General features: G+C 60.8%; 13 protein-coding genes and 1 pseudogene. 2 read left to right on the plus strand and 12 right to left on the minus strand.

Going from position 1 to position 18,234, the window contains the following annotated elements:
- Nucleotides 1–3 precede the first annotated feature (3 nt).
- On the minus strand, nucleotides 4–324 hold the full coding sequence (locus GWG67_RS32950; RefSeq protein ID WP_275173680.1) for an iron-sulfur cluster assembly accessory protein: 321 nt from the start codon (nucleotides 322–324) through the stop codon (nucleotides 4–6).
- Nucleotides 325–642: 318 nt separating this feature from the next.
- Between GWG67_RS32950 and GWG67_RS32955 the strand changes: the two genes are divergently transcribed.
- The gene (locus GWG67_RS32955) at nucleotides 643–1,233 is read left to right on the plus strand and encodes a hypothetical protein (RefSeq protein ID WP_275173681.1); all 591 of its coding nucleotides are present in this window, start codon (nucleotides 643–645) and stop codon (nucleotides 1,231–1,233) included.
- A 414-nt stretch (nucleotides 1,234–1,647) separates the two neighbouring features.
- Nucleotides 1,648–1,865 (plus strand): annotated as a pseudogene (locus tag GWG67_RS32960) (hypothetical protein); the annotation flags it as partial.
- A 93-nt stretch (nucleotides 1,866–1,958) separates the two neighbouring features.
- Here the strand turns inward: GWG67_RS32960 and GWG67_RS32965 are convergent.
- From GWG67_RS32965 to nifK, 11 genes are all read right to left on the minus strand, one after another.
- A complete protein-coding gene (locus tag GWG67_RS32965) occupies nucleotides 1,959–2,168 on the minus strand; it encodes a hypothetical protein (RefSeq protein WP_275173747.1) in 210 nt (69 codons plus the stop codon).
- An 875-nt stretch (nucleotides 2,169–3,043) separates the two neighbouring features.
- Nucleotides 3,044–7,768, minus strand: a complete 4,725-nt coding sequence (gene gltB / locus GWG67_RS32970) for a glutamate synthase large subunit (RefSeq protein WP_275173682.1) — start codon at nucleotides 7,766–7,768, stop codon at nucleotides 3,044–3,046.
- A gap of 132 nt (nucleotides 7,769–7,900) precedes the next feature.
- Nucleotides 7,901–9,019, minus strand: coding sequence for a TlpA disulfide reductase family protein (locus GWG67_RS32975; protein ID WP_275173683.1), 1,119 nt, complete (start codon nucleotides 9,017–9,019; stop codon nucleotides 7,901–7,903).
- A gap of 786 nt (nucleotides 9,020–9,805) precedes the next feature.
- Complete coding sequence (locus GWG67_RS32980) at nucleotides 9,806–11,905, minus strand: prolyl oligopeptidase family protein (RefSeq protein WP_275173684.1); 2,100 nt, start codon at nucleotides 11,903–11,905, stop codon at nucleotides 9,806–9,808.
- Between the two features lie 163 nt (nucleotides 11,906–12,068).
- Nucleotides 12,069–12,353 carry a ferredoxin III, nif-specific gene (fdxB, locus tag GWG67_RS32985; RefSeq protein ID WP_275173685.1) on the minus strand — a complete coding sequence of 95 codons (285 nt, stop codon included), beginning with the start codon at nucleotides 12,351–12,353 and terminating at the stop codon, nucleotides 12,069–12,071.
- Between the two features lie 13 nt (nucleotides 12,354–12,366).
- Nucleotides 12,367–12,567 carry a CCE_0567 family metalloprotein gene (locus GWG67_RS32990; protein ID WP_148740541.1) on the minus strand — a complete coding sequence of 67 codons (201 nt, stop codon included), beginning with the start codon at nucleotides 12,565–12,567 and terminating at the stop codon, nucleotides 12,367–12,369.
- A 7-nt stretch (nucleotides 12,568–12,574) separates the two neighbouring features.
- Complete coding sequence (locus tag GWG67_RS32995) at nucleotides 12,575–13,045, minus strand: NifX-associated nitrogen fixation protein (protein ID WP_275173686.1); 471 nt, start codon at nucleotides 13,043–13,045, stop codon at nucleotides 12,575–12,577.
- Nucleotides 13,046–13,055: 10 nt separating this feature from the next.
- Entirely contained in the window at nucleotides 13,056–13,451 is a 396-nt protein-coding gene (gene nifX / locus GWG67_RS33000; RefSeq protein WP_275173687.1) for a nitrogen fixation protein NifX, read from the minus strand.
- 21 nt (nucleotides 13,452–13,472) lie between these two features.
- Nucleotides 13,473–14,852: a nitrogenase iron-molybdenum cofactor biosynthesis protein NifN gene (nifN, locus tag GWG67_RS33005; RefSeq protein ID WP_275173688.1), complete on the minus strand. Its 1,380-nt coding sequence runs from the start codon at nucleotides 14,850–14,852 to the stop codon at nucleotides 13,473–13,475.
- 9 nt (nucleotides 14,853–14,861) lie between these two features.
- Nucleotides 14,862–16,505 (minus strand): nitrogenase iron-molybdenum cofactor biosynthesis protein NifE, encoded by a 1,644-nt coding sequence (gene nifE / locus GWG67_RS33010; RefSeq protein WP_275173742.1) that lies wholly within the window; start codon nucleotides 16,503–16,505, stop codon nucleotides 14,862–14,864.
- A 117-nt stretch (nucleotides 16,506–16,622) separates the two neighbouring features.
- Complete coding sequence (gene nifK, locus GWG67_RS33015) at nucleotides 16,623–18,182, minus strand: nitrogenase molybdenum-iron protein subunit beta (RefSeq protein WP_275173743.1); 1,560 nt, start codon at nucleotides 18,180–18,182, stop codon at nucleotides 16,623–16,625.
- Nucleotides 18,183–18,234: the final 52 nt, after the last annotated feature.

Raw genomic sequence — 18,234 nt, forward strand, 5'->3', positions numbered from 1 at the left:
GGCTCACCTGCACGGTTTGTCGCAGGAGCAGCTCGACTTGGCATTTGGATTGTCGAATCGGAACCCCGATCCTTCGGGCGACAGCACGAAATCGATCGTGGTACCGTTGAGATGCTCTTGGGTCGCGCTGTCGACGAAGAGTTTGATGCCGTCTAGCTCGACCACGGCATCATCGGAGCTCGGCCCGTGCGCGAGATCCATCTTGTACGTGAACCCTTCGCAGCCGCCGCCATCGACCATGATCCGCAGGCCGCTCGCCGGCTGCCCTGTCGTGGAGATTGCGGCCCTCAATGCGTTGATGGCGTTATCCGTTAGGTTGATCATTTTTGACTCGCTTTCAGGTCTTGTCGCAAGGCACGTTTCGCAAATCCCATGCCAGTCGAGATGCAGCTGAAATGAAGGATTTGCGTGCGGCCACTGTTCGATTCACGACTTGTGTGTCGGGTTTTCGACACGAGGCTTCCCGGCCGCCGCGTCATCCGGCCAAGACCTCGCGACGGTGCCAGCACGTATTCATGCACATAGCGCCAAGCTGCCGCCTACGCCGCGGAGATAGCGTGACGGCAAACAACTTGCATAAGCGTAGCGGACACGTCGCTTTGCGCGACGCGTGCACACCACGCATTGATGAGGAGCCTTTCCATGACGTCGATTGACAACACTGCTCTTGGCCCGTTGGACAAGGAGGGGCGGCTATTGAATGCGGTGCTTAAGAGTGAAACAACGAAGTTGGGGCGATTTGGATTCCGGGGCGACATCGCGCTGAAGTTCCAAGCTCAGCTGGCTGACGAAAAACGACCACCGGACTATTCCATCGAACAAGTTCTTGCGATCGCGCAGGAAGGCGAGCCGACCATCCCAGTCCTTGCCGGATATCTGCATTCCTTCGCGTATCTACCCGAGGCCGCAAAGGTGCTGGATAGCAGGCTGAGCCCCAAAGGCAGCTATTTCATCTTCTGCAACAACATCGATCTGCTCGCGAAGTACCGCGTCAAGATAGGCGACATCACCTTCCGCATTCTGCCTTGCGACGAATCGACAGTGTGGAAGGAGATGATGGACCTAGCCGGCGTCGACAAGAATGACATCAAGAAGTTCGGTGCGGCCGGTAGGCTCGACTACTTGCTCGACGCGGCCAAGGACATCGGTGGATCATACAGCGAGATCTCATACGAGGACGGTTTGGCCAAAATGGAGCCGGTGAAGAACAGAGGCGAAAACCGCCCGGTCTGAGGCATCGCTTCAGACCCCCTCGCCAGCTCGACGAGTCTGCCGCAGAGAGAGTCACTGCCCCCAGAGCGAGTCACTGTACCGCCTCGCCTGGGACTGGCTCTGACACCCTCGTGATGGACTTCTCGGCCTACGTTTGGGAGATCACACGACCGCTCTGCTAAGCGCGTGTTGGTCATGAGTGCTGTCGTCAATTACACCGAGGGTCGGCTGGCCGCGAGGGTCCAGCTGACTGCGTCCATCGGGATCGGAACATTCCAATGATGATCGGCTCATGATCGCGGTCATATTTCAGAGGGCTGATCGACGGTGTATGGATCAGCTTTGGCGTTGTGCTCCAGGCCTTTGCTGGCCTGAGCGGAGCTGGGATGTCGCGCGAGGAGCGATCACTGTGCTGATGTTCAAGGAAGACCGCAGGTGATCGGCACGCTCAGCGGCTGGGCGATCACCGTGCTGCGGAAAGCCGGCGCATCCGCGAGTGCGAGGAGCACGGCTGGACACAGGACCGCGCCGACCCGCATGCGCGCCAACGAGCCTGCGAACTCGCTCGGCAAGATCCGCCGCAAGGAGTGTCGGGGGACGAAGCTGTCGCTGAACTGGTCGAGGTGCTGGACTCGATCGGAGATACCTGCCCGAGTGCCCGCCGCTGTAATCCACAGCACGCGCGAGAGGTCGAGCAGGCGGGTGGATTTCTCCTTCAGCCTCGGCTTCGGCCATCCGCGGCGTCCTTAAGGATTGCTCACGAAGGTTGCTGTTTCGATGCGGAGCAGATCGAGCGCGGCAAACGGGATCAAGGCTAGCAAGCACCAGAAGAAATAGAAGGATGCGACCGCTTCGTATGGCGCTATCGAGCCGACCGTGTCGGATGACAGCTTGGCCGCAGCGCGCTTCATCTTGTAAGCAGTGAAGTCGATGATTGTTGCCGAGGTCTTTGTCATCTGCTTCGTCCACTCACTCTTGAAAGCGTCACGCCTGAGTCCATGGTTGCAGCAGAACTATTCTGCCGGCGTCCATCTTGCGAGAGCACGGGGCGGCGGCAGCGAGTCGGGTGCCACGCGTCAAGCAGTTCGCAAGAAGCGAAATCATTTGTGGTCGGCCTCGCGCCGCGCGTAGAAGCGGTTGACGCACTTCCTAGAACAAAGCGCTGTTTGCCGGCAGTGGTAGCGGATAAGCCCGAATCTTCCCACCGCATACCGAACCTCGCTGACCCGTGGGTGGAAGCAGGATAGTCATTGCGCATTCTCGCCTTCATGTCGGCGTCACCTGGGATCTCCCCCATGTATCTTCCATTTCGCGACACAGCTCGCAGTTCAACTGCGGGGTCGCCAATTGCGATGCTTGTGGCATGTACGGACCACCGGCGCAGAGTGTGACACTGGTGTGCGCCTCCGTGGCAAAAGCGGCGCGCGCTATTCCAAGCGCCGGGATTGCCTACAGTAAGGGACAATTGATCTTGATTGATGCAATCAGCAGGGCAGTGACGATGAAATCATGCGACTTTTTGCCGATCTTCGATGGACTTCAACTGACCAGGCGACGGCGAGCGTATAGCAGCCCTCACCTGCTGTCCTGCAACCCTCACTGTCATTGCGCTCCAGGCGCCCCGATCCCGTACCTTCCTCAGAACGACGCGTAGCGGACGTCAAAACGATCTCGCGTGATCACGAGGCAGGAACGTCTCAGCCGGCCCTCTCGTGAGGATCTGCTTCGGGGTGCGCTGGCCGGACGCGTGTGGGAGCGGTGTTAGCGCTTTATCATCATCGGGCGCGTGCGGTGTTCGGTACGTCGGTGGTACTGTCTCAGCTTCCGGAGCTCAATCGCGATTCGGCTCGGCGTCCGCGTTGGCGGCCATTTCGCGCAGTGCGCGCCGGTACTCGACCGGCATCACCTTGCGGAATTTGGGCAGCCAGTCCTTCCAGTTGGCCAGGATGTCGGCGGCACGCCTGGAGCCGGTCGCCTTGGCATGGCGCGTGATCAGGACGTGGAGCCGCTCGACGTCGGAGGCGAGCAGATCCTTGAACACGTCGACCCGGCCGTGCGCCTCGAGGTCACCGGAGTGGTGATAGGTGCCGGCGTTGATCAGCTCTTCCGACAGGACCGGCTCGAGCTCGACCATCGCCATGTTGCACAGCCTGTCGAAGTCGCCGGTCTCGTCCAGCACATAGGCGATGCCGCCCGACATGCCGGCCGCGAAGTTGCGCCCGGTCTTGCCGAGCACGACCACGATGCCGCCGGTCATGTATTCGCAGCAATGATCGCCCGCGCCCTCGACCACCGCCACGGCGCCGGAATTTCGCACGGCAAAACGCTCGCCGGCGATGCCGCGGAAGTAGCACTCGCCTTGAATGGCGCCGTACATCACGGTGTTTCCGACGATGATGCTCTCTTCCGGCACGATGCCGCTGTTGGCCGGCGGCTTGACGATGATCTTGCCGCCCGAGAGGCCCTTGCCGACATAGTCGTTGGCCTCGCCTTCGAGCTCGAAGGTGACGCCTTGCGCCAGCCAGGCGCCGAAGGCCTGGCCGGCGGTGCCCTTGAGGCTGACATGGATGGTTTCATGCGGCAGGCCGGCATGGCCGTAGATCTTGGCGACCGCACCCGACAGCATCGCGCCCGCGGAGCGGTTGGTGCTGTTGATCTTGGCCTCGATCTTCACCGGCGCACCGCGGTCGAGCGCAGGCGTCGCCTGCTCGATCAGCGTGCGGTCGAGCACCGCTTCCAGATGATGGTTCTGGCGCTCGGAGTGATAGATCTTCTGGCCCTTCTCTTCCTTCTGCTTGACGAAGAGCTTGGAGAAATCGAGCCCCTTGGCCTTCCAGTGCGCGACCAGCTTGGTCTGGTCGAGCAGCTGCACCTGGCCGATCATCTCGTTGAAGCTGCGGAAGCCGAGCGAGGCCATGATCTCGCGGACCTCCTCGGCAACGAAGAAGAAGTAGTTGATCACATGCTCGGGCTGGCCGGTGAAGCGCTTGCGCAGGACCGGGTCCTGGGTCGCGACGCCGACCGGGCAGGTGTTGAGATGGCACTTGCGCATCATGACGCAGCCGGCCGCGATCAAGGGCGCGGTGGCGAAGCCGAACTCGTCGGCGCCGAGCAGCGCGCCGATCACGACGTCACGGCCGGTGCGGAAGCCGCCGTCGACCTGGACCACGATGCGGCTGCGCAGCCGCTCGCGCACCAGCGTCTGGTGGGTCTCGGCGAGGCCGATCTCCCACGGTGACCCCGCGTGCTTGATCGAGGTCAGCGGCGAAGCGCCGGTGCCGCCCTCGAAGCCCGCGATGGTGACATGATCAGCGCGCGCCTTGGCGACGCCGGCGGCCACCGTGCCGACGCCGATCTCCGAGACGAGCTTGACCGAGACCGCGCCGTCCGGGTTGACGTTCTTGAGGTCGTAGATCAGCTGCGCCAGATCCTCGATCGAGTAGATGTCGTGGTGCGGCGGCGGCGAGATCAGACCGACACCCGGCGTGGAGTGACGCACCTTTGCGATGGTCGCGTCGACCTTGTGGCCGGGCAGCTGGCCGCCTTCGCCGGGCTTGGCACCCTGCGCCATCTTGATCTGCATCATGTCGGAGTTGACGAGATACTCCGTGGTGACGCCGAAGCGGCCCGAGGCGACCTGCTTGATTGCCGAGCGCATGCTGTCGCCGTTCGGCATCGGCTTGAAGCGATCGGCTTCCTCGCCGCCTTCGCCGGTGTTCGACTTGCCGCCGATCCGGTTCATGGCAATCGCGAGCGTGGTGTGCGCCTCGCGCGAGATCGAGCCGAAGCTCATCGCGCCGGTGGCGAAACGCTTGACGATGTCCTTGGCCGGCTCGACCTGGTCGAGCGGCACCGGCTTGCGCTTCTCTTCGTCCGCGCTCTTGATCCGGAACAGGCCGCGCAGCGTCAGCAGGCGCTCCGACTGCTCGTTGAGGATCTTGGCGAAGTCGCGATAGTCTTTCAGCGAATTGCCGCCCACGGCGTTCTGAAGCAGCCTCACCGACTTGGCGGTCCAGGCATGGTTTTCGCCGCGGCTGCGATAGGCATATTCGCCGCCGACATCGAGCGAGGTCTTGTAAACGAGCGCATCGCCGAACGCGTCGGCATGGCGGCGCACCGCCTCTTCGGCGATCTCGCCAAGACCGACGCCCTCGACCCGGGTATGCGTGCCGGCAAAGAATTTTCCGACGAATTCCGCCTTCAGGCCGATGGCGTCGAAGATCTGCGCGCCGCAATAGGACTGGTAGGTCGAGATGCCCATCTTGGACATCACCTTGAGCAGGCCCTTGCCGATCGACTTGATGTAGCGCTTGACGATCTCGTAGTCGTCGAGCGAGCCGGGCAGGCGGTCCTTCATCGCGATGATGGTCTCGAACGCCAGATACGGATTGATCGCTTCCGCGCCGTAGCCGGCGAGACAGGCGAAGTGATGCACTTCGCGCGGCTCGCCGGATTCGACGACGAGGCCGACCGAGGTGCGCAGGCCGGTGCGGATCAGATGGTGATGCACGGACGCACAAGCCAGCAGCGACGGGATCGGCACCCGGTCGGTGCCGACCATGCGGTCGGACAAGATGATGATGTTGACGCCTTCGCGCACCGCGCTCTCGGCGCGCGCGCAGAGCTCGTCCAGCACCTGGTCCATGCCGGCCGCGCCGAGACCGGCGTGGAAGGTTGTGTCGAGCGCGCGCGACTTGAAGTGGGTTTCGGCCACGTCCGAGATCGAGCGGATCTTTTCGAAGTCCGCGTCGGTCAGAATCGGCTGGCGTGCTTCGAGGCGCTTGGTGGTGGCAAGGCCTTGCAGGTCGAACAGGTTCGGCCGCGGTCCGATAATGGAGACGAGGCTCATCACCAGCTCCTCGCGGATCGGGTCGATCGGCGGATTGGTGACCTGCGCAAAGTTCTGCTTGAAATAGGTGAACAGCGGCTTGGCCTTGGCCGACAGCGCCGAGATCGGCGTGTCGTTGCCCATCGAGCCGACCGCTTCCTCGCCAATCGAGGCCATCGGCGTCATCAGAATGGTGATGTCTTCCTGGCTGTAGCCGAACGCCTGCTGGCGATCGAGCAACGACAGGTTGGAGCGCACGCCGGTGGTCGGCACCTTCGGCAGCTCTTCCAGCACGATCTGGGTCCGCTCCAGCCACTCGGTGTAGGGATGGCTCCTGGCGAGCTCGGCCTTGATCTCATCGTCGGGGATGAGGCGGCCCTGCTCGAGGTCGACCAGCAGCATCTTGCCCGGCTGCAAGCGCCACTTGGTGATGATCTGGTCCTCGGGAATTGTCAGCACGCCCATCTCGGACGCCATCACGATGCGGTCGTCTTTGGTGACGAGATAGCGCGCGGGCCGCAATCCGTTGCGGTCAAGCGTGGCGCCGATCTGGCGGCCGTCGGTGAACGCGATCGCGGCGGGGCCGTCCCACGGCTCCATCAGGGCTGCATGATACTCGTAGAAGGCGCGGCGCTTCTCATCCATCAAGGGATTGCCGGCCCACGCCTCCGGAATCATCATCATGACGGCGTGCGGCAGCGAGTAGCCGCCCTGCACCAGGAATTCGAGCGCGTTGTCGAAGCAGGCGGTGTCCGACTGGCCTTCGTAGGAAATGGGCCAGAGCCGGTTGATGTCCTTGCCGTAGAGTTCGGAGCTTACCGAGGCCTGACGCGCCGCCATCCAGTTGGTGTTGCCGCGCAGCGTGTTGATCTCGCCGTTATGCGCGATCATGCGGTAGGGATGCGCCAGCGACCAGGTCGGCAACGTGTTGGTCGAGAAGCGCTGGTGCACGAGTGCCAGCGCGCTCTCGAAGTCCGCCTCATGCAAATCGGGATAGTACTTGCCGAGCTGGTCGGCGAGGAACATGCCCTTGTAGATCACGGTGCGGCACGACATCGAGCAGGGGTAGTAACCGGCACGTCCGCGGTCGCGGCGCTGATAGATCGCTTGCGAAATCGACTTGCGCAGGATGTAGAGCCGGCGCTCGAAATCGTCCTCGGTCTTGGCGGTGCCGTTGCGGCCGATGAACACCTGCATGCAGGCGGGCTCGGTCGGCTTCACGGTGACGCCGAGCGAGGAATTGTCAGTCGGCACGTCGCGCCAGCCGAGCAGCGTCAGGCCCTCTTCCTTGATCTGGTCGGCGATGATGCTCTTGATGAGGTTGCGCCAGGCGGTGTCGCGCGGCATGAACAGCGCGCCGATGGCGTATTCGCCCGGATTGGGCAGCGCGAAGCCGAGCTCCTTCGCCTTGCGGCTGAAGAAAGCATGCGGAATCTGCACCAGAATGCCGGCTCCGTCACCGGCGCGCGGGTCGGCGCCGACAGCGCCGCGGTGCTCGAGGTTGCAGAGGATGCTGAGCGCGTCCGCGACGATCTCGTGCGACTTCTTGCCCCTGATGTCGGCGATGAAGCCGACGCCGCAGGAATCCTTTTCCAGGCTCGGATCGTAGAGGCCTACCGCTGGCGGCCGTGAGTTGTGCTCCTGAATCGGATCGATCGTTTTCGAGGCGACCGTCGCCGACAGTTGTTCTGCCACGATGTTTCCGCGCTCGACCTGCGACCCGTTCATGTCCTCGTCCTCTCCATGCGGCAAGCTGCCTCACCGCCATCTTCGGCGCACCTTGGGCGTTCCGCGGCACCCGCTTCCGGGTCACCGCTCGTCCGCTCGCGAGCCGCATTTTCTTAAAGTCAGGCCAAGAATTCAGACCAAGGCGTTCTTCGTCCCCGAGAACGGCTTTGCCTCCTCATCCTCGTACTTGGCCAAGGCCGCAAGCAACAGCCGCAGGTAATGCGCCTTCTGTTCAGCCGGCATTGGCTTCGGATCGTCCAGCGACTTCACCGCCGACTCAGCTAACTCGACCGCACGATCGTTGTCGCCGCATTCGAAACAATACTGGGCGACCGCCACATAGGACAGAAACTTGCGGCCGGCCCAGCCTTCTGGAGAGTCCAGCGCGAGGATGTGTTCGGCCAAGTCCTTGCCAATCGCAAAGCGATCAGAATGCGGGACATCAGAGTTCTTCTCCGCTGGATTAGAGAGTTGGCGGATCGCTTGCACCCTCCACAACTCGGATTGTTTTTCGATCGCATCGCGAGCCAATTGACGCATAACGGGTAATCCCGTCTGCATGTCATGGATTTTGTGCAGGGCTAGATCCTCATGAACTAGGTGAACGTTGATTTCGTCCGGCATGATTGCGACGCCCTCTTTAGCGGCCGAAAGCGCCGTCGACGAATCCTTCGCCTTCAGCGCCAGTCCAATTTTGCCCCAGAATGCTTGCGTCCGGGCTTTCTCGCGCATTTCAGATTCTGCTTCAGCGATTCGCTTAGCATCCGCTGCTTTGGCTTCATCGCTGGTGCGCCAGGTGCCATTTACGATTGTTGGAAACACGTCATACAGTTGCATCGGGTGACCGATAAAGGCGACGCGACCGTCACGGTCGATGACGAATGAGGTGGGGATAGTGCTGGAAAGGCTGGGCGCCATCCAAGACTTCTTCATGTTTCCGGCGTAATCGAACGCGATCCGAAAGTTCAGTTCCGAGCCGTTCTTGGTCAACCACGCGTCCAAGTGTGTTCGCGCCTCCTCGGCCGTCGAGCCTCGCTTGGAAGCTGCAACTGCAATGACCTCAATTGCGCTATCGTCGTATTTCTCTTGCAGCTGCGCGAGGTGGGAAATCTCCGCCACACATCCTCCGCACCAAGTCGCCCAAAACGCGACAATATACAGCGTGCCCAGCTTAAAGTTGGTGAGGGGCTCGCCACGTACCCAGCTTTCCACGCTGATCGGAGGAGCTGGCGACTCCATACGAAGAATCATGTTGTTCTCCAAAGATATTGCCAAACCTTCACGCGAATGTTTGCGCAAGCTCGTCTGTCTCTAAGATACGCGGCCCGAGTACGAGAGAGCGCGTCTGCATGCACTCCGCCTGACACCGTGCTCGATCTCAGCAGCAATGGCCGTGCCAACGCCAGCAACGAACATCACGCGCCTGATCCGGTCTGAGATTGCCTCGGCAGCTCAACATGACGGTACGTTTGTAGCTAAACGGTCTCGTTCGATGTCAGACATCGGACGCGGGTCGGGCGCTTCGGGCCGCGGGGTTTGTGCCTCGCCCATCATGACGATCGCTGCTGGCATTTTGAGGATCGCTGCCGTAACCGCCGGCGCGCGGCGCCGGCAAATAACAGTTAGTATGAGCCTCGCTCGCTCTGTCTGTCTGACCTGCTTCTTAAAGAAAGCGCGGCCGCGGCTGCTGGAAGATAATCCTGTCGCCGAATTGAGCGCCTGCGGAACGTACAAAAGGCAATTCGAACTTTAAATCGCGAGCTTTTGTGCGGATACATTCTAAAGGGCAAGACAAGACGCAGTCCAGTCACGGTCCTGGAAGATCACGTGCAGCACCGGGCTGAGATACAGCACGTAAGTGAGGTCATAGAGCTGGTGAAGAGCAACGGTCGTTATCAAAGTCCCGGCGAGACACTAACTCCACCATGCGTTGGTTCAAACACGCGGGATCTCGAATCGTTCGTGCGGAAGTTCTGGACGTCGGTCAGATTGCCCTCGCTCTGGTCGATATCGTACGAATGTCATCTGGCAATTGCGTTAGCTCGCTGACGCCTCCCCCTCCTGCCAGCCAATCTTGCTCTTCAGAAATTCAAAGCCCAGCGCATCGAGGCCGGCGCGCTCCTTGTTGTCCTTGCCGCGGCCGTGCCCGCCCGCCGCCTCGTAGAAGTAAGCCTCATAGCCCATCGCCTGGAGCTTTGCGGCCATTTTGCGAGCATGTCCGGGATGGACGCGGTCGTCCCGCCGCCTCGTGGCGATCAGGATTGGCGGATAGGGCTGGCCAGGTTTTGCGTTGTGATAGGCGGAATAGGTCTTCAACCATTCCCAGTCCTCACGCTTGTCGGGGTCGCCATACTCCGCGATCCAGCTCGCGCCGGCAAGCAGCTTGGTGTAGCGGCGCATGTCGGTCAGCGGGACGGTGCAGAACAGCGCGCCGAAACGTTCCGGGTATCGCGTCAGCATGTTGGTAATAAGGATGCCGCCGTTCGATCCGCCCTTGGCTGCGATCCGTTTCGCTTTCGTGACACCGCGGCGGATGAGATCGGCGGCAACAGCTGCGAAATCGTCATGCGACAGCTTCTTGCCGGCGAGCCGGCCAGCCTCGTGCCAACGCGTGCCGAACTCGCCGCCGCCGCGCAAATTCGCCTGCACAACGGTGCCGCCACGCTCCAGCCACAGCTTGCCGAGCGACGAACTGTAATATGGTTTCACCGAGCGACCGAGGCCGCCATAGGCGGTCATATAGACCGGCGCATCGCCGGTTTCGCCTGCGGGGCCGGTCTGCACATAGGGGATATGCTCGCCATCGATCGAGATCGCCTGATGTTGCGTCACCACCAGGCCATCGGCGGCGAAGGTCTTCGATGCCTGCTTCAACACGACAGGACTTTCGACGCCACGCTCGATCAACAGCAGCGAGGGCGGCGTGAGTGGGTCCTGCACTTCGGCGAGCAGGTCGCCGTTGCTCTCAGACGGATGACAATCGAGCGGCCAGACGTCGACCACGCCGATTTCGGGAAGCCCGCCGAGTATCGCGCGGCTCCAGCCCGTGGCGAATGGCGTGCAGATCTGGAATTGTGGCTTAAGTTCGTCGAGGATCGAGAGCACCAGTCTGCCGGCAGTCCAGAACAAGTCCTGCAATGCGCGCCGCGGTCCGGGCTCGAACAGGAGCGAAAAGTCGCGGCTGCCCGCAAGGAAAGCCGAAAGCGAGATGCCGAGGACGGCATCGGTGGCATAGGTTCGACCTCCCGTCGACCAGGGCTGGCGCAGCTTCATCGCAAACCAGTCGCCATGAGCCTGCATCCAGATGCCGGTCGGAAGCGCGAGTTTCGTGGTGGTGCCGGCGTGATCGCGCAGCCAGATCCGGTGGTTGAAGAAGTCGATCCGATCGATGATCCAGGTACGCGGGACCACGCTGGTATGGTCCGCGCGGCCAAAGACGCGCATGTGATCAGCCGCGGTCTCGAAGATCACTTCTGCCCGATCCACAGATTCGCCACGACACCACAGGCGAACGGTCCTCGAATATCCGGAGCTCGTGACCATGCCCTCCCCATGGGCGCTGGACAGCAGCAGCGTGTCCGTGTCGAGCCAGTCGACGTCGCCCTTGGCTTCCGGCATCGCAAAGCCGTCCGCGACGAAGCTCCTCGTGTCGGCGTCGAATTCCCGCAAGGTGACGGCATCGCTGCCGCCGCGTGACAGGCTTAAGATGTTCCGCGGGCTTCCCGGCAGTGAGCTTGTCGAGCTCAGTAGCCAATCTTCGCGCTCGCTTGCTGCAAGCTGGTCGATATCCAGCACGATCTCCCACGCCGGATCGGGTCTTCGAAACTCCGCCGTTGTTGTCCGCCGCCACAGCCCGCGCGGGTTGGTGGCATCCTTCCAGAGATTGTGAAGATGGCTGCCGCGGCGCCTGACATAGGGGATCCTGTCAGCCCGATCGTAAATCGCGGTCAACGCATCGCGATCTCGTCCCGCGGCCGCTCCGCCGAACACCCGCAGCGTTCTGCTATTCTGCCGCTCGACGAAGTTCAACGCCCGTCCGCCTTCGATCTTTTCCAACCATAGATAGGGATCATCATCTGGAGTCGAGGCCGTTGGCCTTTCAATCCGCGACTTCAACGGCACACCTTTTTTGACCATGATTCACTCCAAGCTTAGCATTGACGCGCACTCTCGACAGGGTTCAAGGCTTCGCGCCGTACATGTCGTCGGCGCGATGCCGGATCTCCCGAGCTACCTTTGTCTCTGACAGACACTTTGTCTTTGACAAACCACCCCTGTTCATAGCGAAAGAAGAGTGGGTTCAAGCAGCTGGCGCGTGGGTCTGACAGTTTGTCGGGCAGACCCGTGCGCAGGCGCCGCAGCCGATGCAAGCCCCCTCGTCCTTCATCACCATGATCTTCTTTTCGACCTCTTCGTCGTCCTCATCGAGATCGACCATCTCGCCGTCCTCGCTCAGGCCCTTCAGCGTCATGACATCGCGGCCGCAGACCTTGTAGCAGCGGCCGCAGCCGATGCACTTGTTTGGATCGATCCAAACCAGGTAGTCCGGCCTCCAATCGCGGCCGTCGCGGGTGCTGAATGACATGGCTTGAGGTCCGTTATGCTTTGTGAAGCGCCTGGAGATCTTGGCGCTTGCTTTCGAGCTCGCTGAAGGCGTCGTGGGCCTTCTGCGCCACGCTCAGGATCGCGGTCCAGTTGACGGGCAGTTCCTCGGAGAGGTCGTGGAGGTCCATCTTGGCCTGGGTCGCTTTGGCCGACAGCTTCTTTATTTCCGCTTTCAGGCTTTCAACATCGCTCATACTTGCCTCAATAGTTCGCCACTTCCGGGAACTCGCGGATCATCTCAACACCACTATTGATGATTTCGTCGCCTTGGTCGGCAAGATGACACAGACTGTTGAAACCAAAGCGATGCACGTCCCGTAGCTGCTTGCTCACGACAACGAGCCGGCCCCCGATCAGCACGATCCGACCGAACCCTTCATGATGCATCTTCAGCATTGGCGAGATCATCACGCCCGTCGCCTTCTCGATCGAGAGCGCAATGGCGTCAAAGAACAACTGCAGTCGCCATATCGTGTCGGGGTCGGGATTGCCAACGATCGGCAGCGCACGGCGCTTGCGCTTGTCCAGAATGTAGGGGTCTAGCAGGTCGAGGTCCTTCTTGCCCTCCCAGGCGCCGTGGGTGTCCTGGGCGCGCCAGATCTTGATGAGCTCTTTGAGAAATGGCCGCTCTGCCGCGGGGACGGCTGGAGTGATTTCAGACCGATCGGGCATCCTCTTTCCTTCAGGCTTCGAAATCCACCGTACGTTCCGAGCTTTTGGTGAGCAGCTTCCGCAGCCAGGGCGGCGGCGACCCCTTCAGCACGGTCACGAGTTTGACGCAAAGGTCGTCGATGGGCTCTGGTTGCAGCACCTTCATCGGATGGATGTTGCTCGCGACGACTCGCGCAGCACCCGAGCCGCCAATCGCCGCAACATAGAGGATTGCGCAGTCTCTGATCGCCTGGATCTTCGGCGCCAGCTTATCCTCATCGCCGTCTTCCGTGAGGTCACCGCCGAACTGGATCGCCTCAATAAACCGATGCCCGTCCGGGTCGACCTCGTAGATCACGATGTTCTTGGCCCAGCCGAAGTGCGCATCGACGTGCTTCAAGTCCTGAGTGGCGAATGCAACTTTCATCCGTGTTTTTTCTCTTCCTGCTCAATGCGACTGGGGCATGGACCTGCAGGTCACCGCAGGTGATGGCCAGGTGTCGGGCGTCGGCCCATGGTTGGTTTCGCGGTCGGTGATGATCAGATTGGCGATATCAAAGATCAGATCACGCGTGCCGCGATAGCCAACGGTCGTGAGGTGCGCAGCGCCAAGGCGGTCGAACATCGGAAAGCCCACCCGGCGGAACGGAACATTGAGTCGCGAAGCGGCCTGGCGACCGTGTGAATGCGACATCAAGAGGTCGCAGTCACGGGAGCTGGCAAGCTCTTCAAGATCCTCCAGATCGCCGATCAGGACGTCCTCGGTCCTGACCCGCTGGAGCACCGGTGAGTTCGTCGTCGTCACCGCAGCCGTTACCTCCGCCCCCATCTCGTGAAGGAAGCTGGAGAGATCGAATAACAAGTCCGGCTCGGCGCCGATCGCGAGCTTGCGGCCGCCGATATGGAAATGGGCATCCAGCATGGCGTCTGCCAGCTGTCCACGCTGCCGGCGATATTTCGAGGGCACCGACCGGCCGCTGATCTCGCTCAGAAACGCGATGAATTCGTCACTTGGAATAAGGCCGCAGAGCCGCTCGAACAGACGGAATGGCGTGCCTGTTCGTGCCTGCATGATCTCGGCAGCACGGCGCATTTGCGCGCCGATCGCGATCGTCCAGGCCGCCTGCCCCATCGTCGCGATCTCGTCCATCCCAATGCCGCCGATCGTGGTCGGCGTGAATTCGTCGGGGATGTGGCCATCCAGCGAACCGGCAACGTCCGGCAGGAAGGAGGGCTTGAGCCCAAAATCCTCAAAGATCGTGCGAAGCTCGTCGAGATCGCCGGGCGTGAGATGGCAGCCAGGTAGCACGTTGACGCGGGAGCCATCGCGCGATCTCGCTGCGTCGACGGGAGCCACGAGCACCTCGATCATCCGCGCCACTGTTTTGCCCCAGCCATCCTGAAAGGCATCCTTGAAATCGGGCGTCGAGACGTAGACAAGGGGAAGCGTTTCGAGCTGTGGATGCTTCTGCCGGATCAACCGGATGAAGGCCTCGACGTCATCGCCGTTGGTCTCGGTGACGCCAGTCGAATTGATACCAATGATCTCCGGCTCGACGCGATTGTAGATGTTGAGGATCGCCTGTTCGAGATTCTCGAGACCGCCGAGCACGGTGGCAACCTCGTTCATGGCGGTCGTCTGCATCGGCACGGCTTCGTTGAAATGGCGCACGAACAGCGTCAGCCCGAAGGAGGCGCAACCTTGAGGGCCGTGCAAAAGCGGCATCGCGCCGCGCAGTCCCATGAAGGCAAATGAGCCGCCGATCGGTTGGCTCATCTTGAGCGGATTGACCGAACAGGCTTTCTTCGAGGCAGTGACGATCGCCATGTCGTTCTCCTACTCCGCCGCCTGCAGCGCCGAGGGCTGGAGATCGGAAAACGTGTCCTTACAAGCAGGGCCTCTTGCGGTGGAATTGGTGCCCGGCTTGGCGGGCTCGACGAGGTTCCGGCCATGCGCCGCAATCGCGCTCTCACAATCGCCGATCTCACTTTTGTTGGAGAAACTTATCGTCTTGACGCCGTTCGTGTTCGCGCCCCGAACTGGATCAACGGCTTGCGCATCCATCTGCGCAACCGTCTTTGCCTGACGCTTCCAATCGAACTCATCCCAGGGCGCACCTTCGCGGAGCTGATCCCATATCGGATTGTAGAGCGCTTTCTCGATCTCCTCCATGAGCTTGACAATCCCGACATAGCCCATATAGGCGTGGCAGCGCTCCTGGTTGATATCGAGCCATGGCGTCGCCGCCTTTAGTGCGACGAATTGCGACTTGCCGCCCGAAAGCATGATGTCAGCTTTTGCGTCCTTGAGCATCTTGTAGATCTCGTGAGGTGACATGTCCTCGATCATGTGGGCGTGCTGGCCCATTAATTCCTTGATACGTTCCTTGTCCTCCTCGGTCGATTTCTTCACGGACGTGCCGACGATTTCGAGCCCAGCCTCCTGCAAAGCGGCCACCATCGACCAGGATTTCACGCCACCGGTGATGAGCACGACCCGCTTGCCGGCAAAGCGCGGTTTGAAACGTTCGATCGCAGTCCAGGCTTTGGTCTCTTCGCGTACGATCAGGGCTTGCGTTCGTTCCATCAGCTCAGCTGGCGCGCCACGTTCGATTAGCATGCGCGCGATCTGGCGCAGTGAATCGCTGGAATCCTCAATACCGTAGAACGAGCCTTCAAAAAACGGGATGCCGTAGCGCTGCCTCATCTTGCGTGCGACGTTGATCATTGCCTTTGAGCAGACCATCATCGCGGCTTTGGCTCGGTGTGAATAAGCGACCTCGCGGTACTTGCCGTCCCCCGAGATGCACGACAGAATCCGAATTCCGAGCTCATCGAGCAGCGGCTTGACCTGCCAGAGCTCGCCGGACAGGTTGTATTCGCCGATGATGTTGATGTCATACGGAGTGGTGTAATCGGGCTCTCCGGTACCGATGACGTGCTCCAGCAGCGCTTCGCCTGCGAGCTTGTTACCAAGGTTCTTCGACCCCACAAATCCCGGTGCATTGATGGGAATGACCGGTTTGCCGAATTTGGCGGAGGCCGCCTTGCAGACCATATCGATGTCGTCACCAATCATCGCGGGCACGCACGTCTGGTAGACGAAGATGGCCTGTGGGTCGTATTTCTCTGTGATCTCCTTGACTGCCCTGTACAGCCGTTTCTCGCCGCCGAACACAACGTCGGTCTCGCTCATGTCAGTGGTGAAGCTTCTGCGCCACAGATCGGAGCCGGAGGAGGCGGAACCGCGATTGTCCCAGGAATTGCCCTCACAGGCGATTGGACCATGCACAAGATGGGCGACATCGGTGAAGGGCTGCAGTGCGATTTTGGCGCCATCGAAGGCACACCCGCCGGGGGCGCCGCCCGGCTTCAGCTGCTTGGTGCATCCATTCTTGCGCTCGATGTTCGACTTGCTCGCGTTCCTGGCGCAGCCCGGTTCGTTAGAGACGTCCAGTATGGTCGTGCGAAGCGAAGTCATGGTGTCTCTTTCGGGGATGTCAAGACGCCGCACAGACCAAGAGGATGGCCGGCGGATAACCTGTGATCCCCGCCACACCGCCGCTGTTCCTGCGGACGATGAGGCGGGGGCGCTCGCCTAGCGTATGATGTCGAAGCTGTAGTCTGTCTTGCCAACCGAGCTGGTTTTCCTATCGATCTCATCAAAGATCTTGTCGAGAATCTTGACCAGCACATTCATGCTACCCTGATAGCCCCACACTGGATAACGATGGTGATGATGGCGATCGAAGATCGGAAATCCGATGCGGATTAGCGGTGTTCCAGTGTCACGCTCGAGATATTTGCCGTAGGTGTTACCGATCAAGAAATCGACCGGTTCTGTGAACAGGAGCGAACGCATGTGCCAGAGATCCTTGCCCGGGAAGGCGCGGCAGTTTTTACCGAACGGCGAGCTCGCGAACAGCGCCTGCATTTTCTTCTCCCAGCCCTTACCCCCGTTCGTCGAGAGCACGTGGGTGGGCTCAGCGCCGAGCTCCAACAAGAATGCGGCCAGGCCATAGCAGAGGTCGGGATCGCCGTAGATCGCGAACTTCTTGCCGTGAACATGCGCGCTAGAGTCAGCCATTGCATCTACCAGACGCCCGCGCTCCCGCTCCAGCGCGTTTGGAATTGCCTTGTTGGTGATACGCGACAGCGTCATCAGGAAATCGTCCGTGGCGCCGACGCCCAGGGGGTGATTGAAGGCGACGACCTCTTGGTCGTGCCCCTTGACGAAGGCCAACGTCTTCTCCGTACAATATTGCTGCATAGAGATGGTTGCCTTCGCGTGGACTGCGTCCGCGGCATCCTTCAGCGTGGTGCCGCCATCATACATGCGGAACTCGCCGTCAGTGGGGGTATCGAATACGTCACTGTTATCCGCGAGGATGGTGTAGCCGATCCCCATCAGCTCGAATATGCGCTTTATCTCACGCATGTTGCCGACAGTGTAGCCGTCGAAGCCGCCGATGAAGTTGATCGTGTTGTTCGCCTTGCGCTGGAGTTTTGGCGCCGTGCCGGCTTTGCCGTCCCAGAAATGCTCGAGGATGCCCTTGAGCGTGTTGTCGTAGCCGGTAACGTGGCTGCCGACGAATGCAGGAGTGTGAGCGAATGGTACGTCGTAGTCCGCGGGGACTGAACCTTTTTCCTTGGATGTTTTGATGAAGGCGTTAAGGTCGTCGCCGATGACTTCCGCCATGCAGGTCGTCGCGACCGCGATCATTTTCGGCTTGTACATGTTGTAGCTGTTGGCAAGCCCGTCGGTAAGATTGTTGAGCCCGCCGAACACGGCCGCGTCTTCCGTCATGGACGAGGAGACGCACGAGGTCGGCTCCTTGAAGTGCCGTGACAGATGGCTGCGATAGTACGCGACGCAGCCCTGTGAGCCGTGGACGAACGGCAGTGTGCGCTCGAACCCGAGCGCGGCGAACACCGCACCTAGCGGCTGGCAAGCCTTCGCCGGATTAACCGTTAGCGCCTCGCGGGCAAAGTTCTTCTCGCGGTATTCGGGCGTCTTGGACCATTCTCTGATACGGTCGACTTCGGCGGGATCATGCGGATTCTCAAACAGCGCCTTCTTATTGGCCAGCATCTGCTGGTATTCGTCTCCCCGGAAAAGCTCAGAGTGGTCGAGTATGTGTTCGGCGTTCTGCGTCATCATGGCAACCTTTAGGTTCTTGTGTTCGTTCTCCTGCCCTTCCCCTCCTCCG

Origin of the sequence: Bradyrhizobium sp. CSS354 (genome assembly GCF_029051725.1) — a bacterium.
In the GTDB taxonomy this organism is placed as follows: domain Bacteria; phylum Pseudomonadota; class Alphaproteobacteria; order Rhizobiales; family Xanthobacteraceae; genus Bradyrhizobium.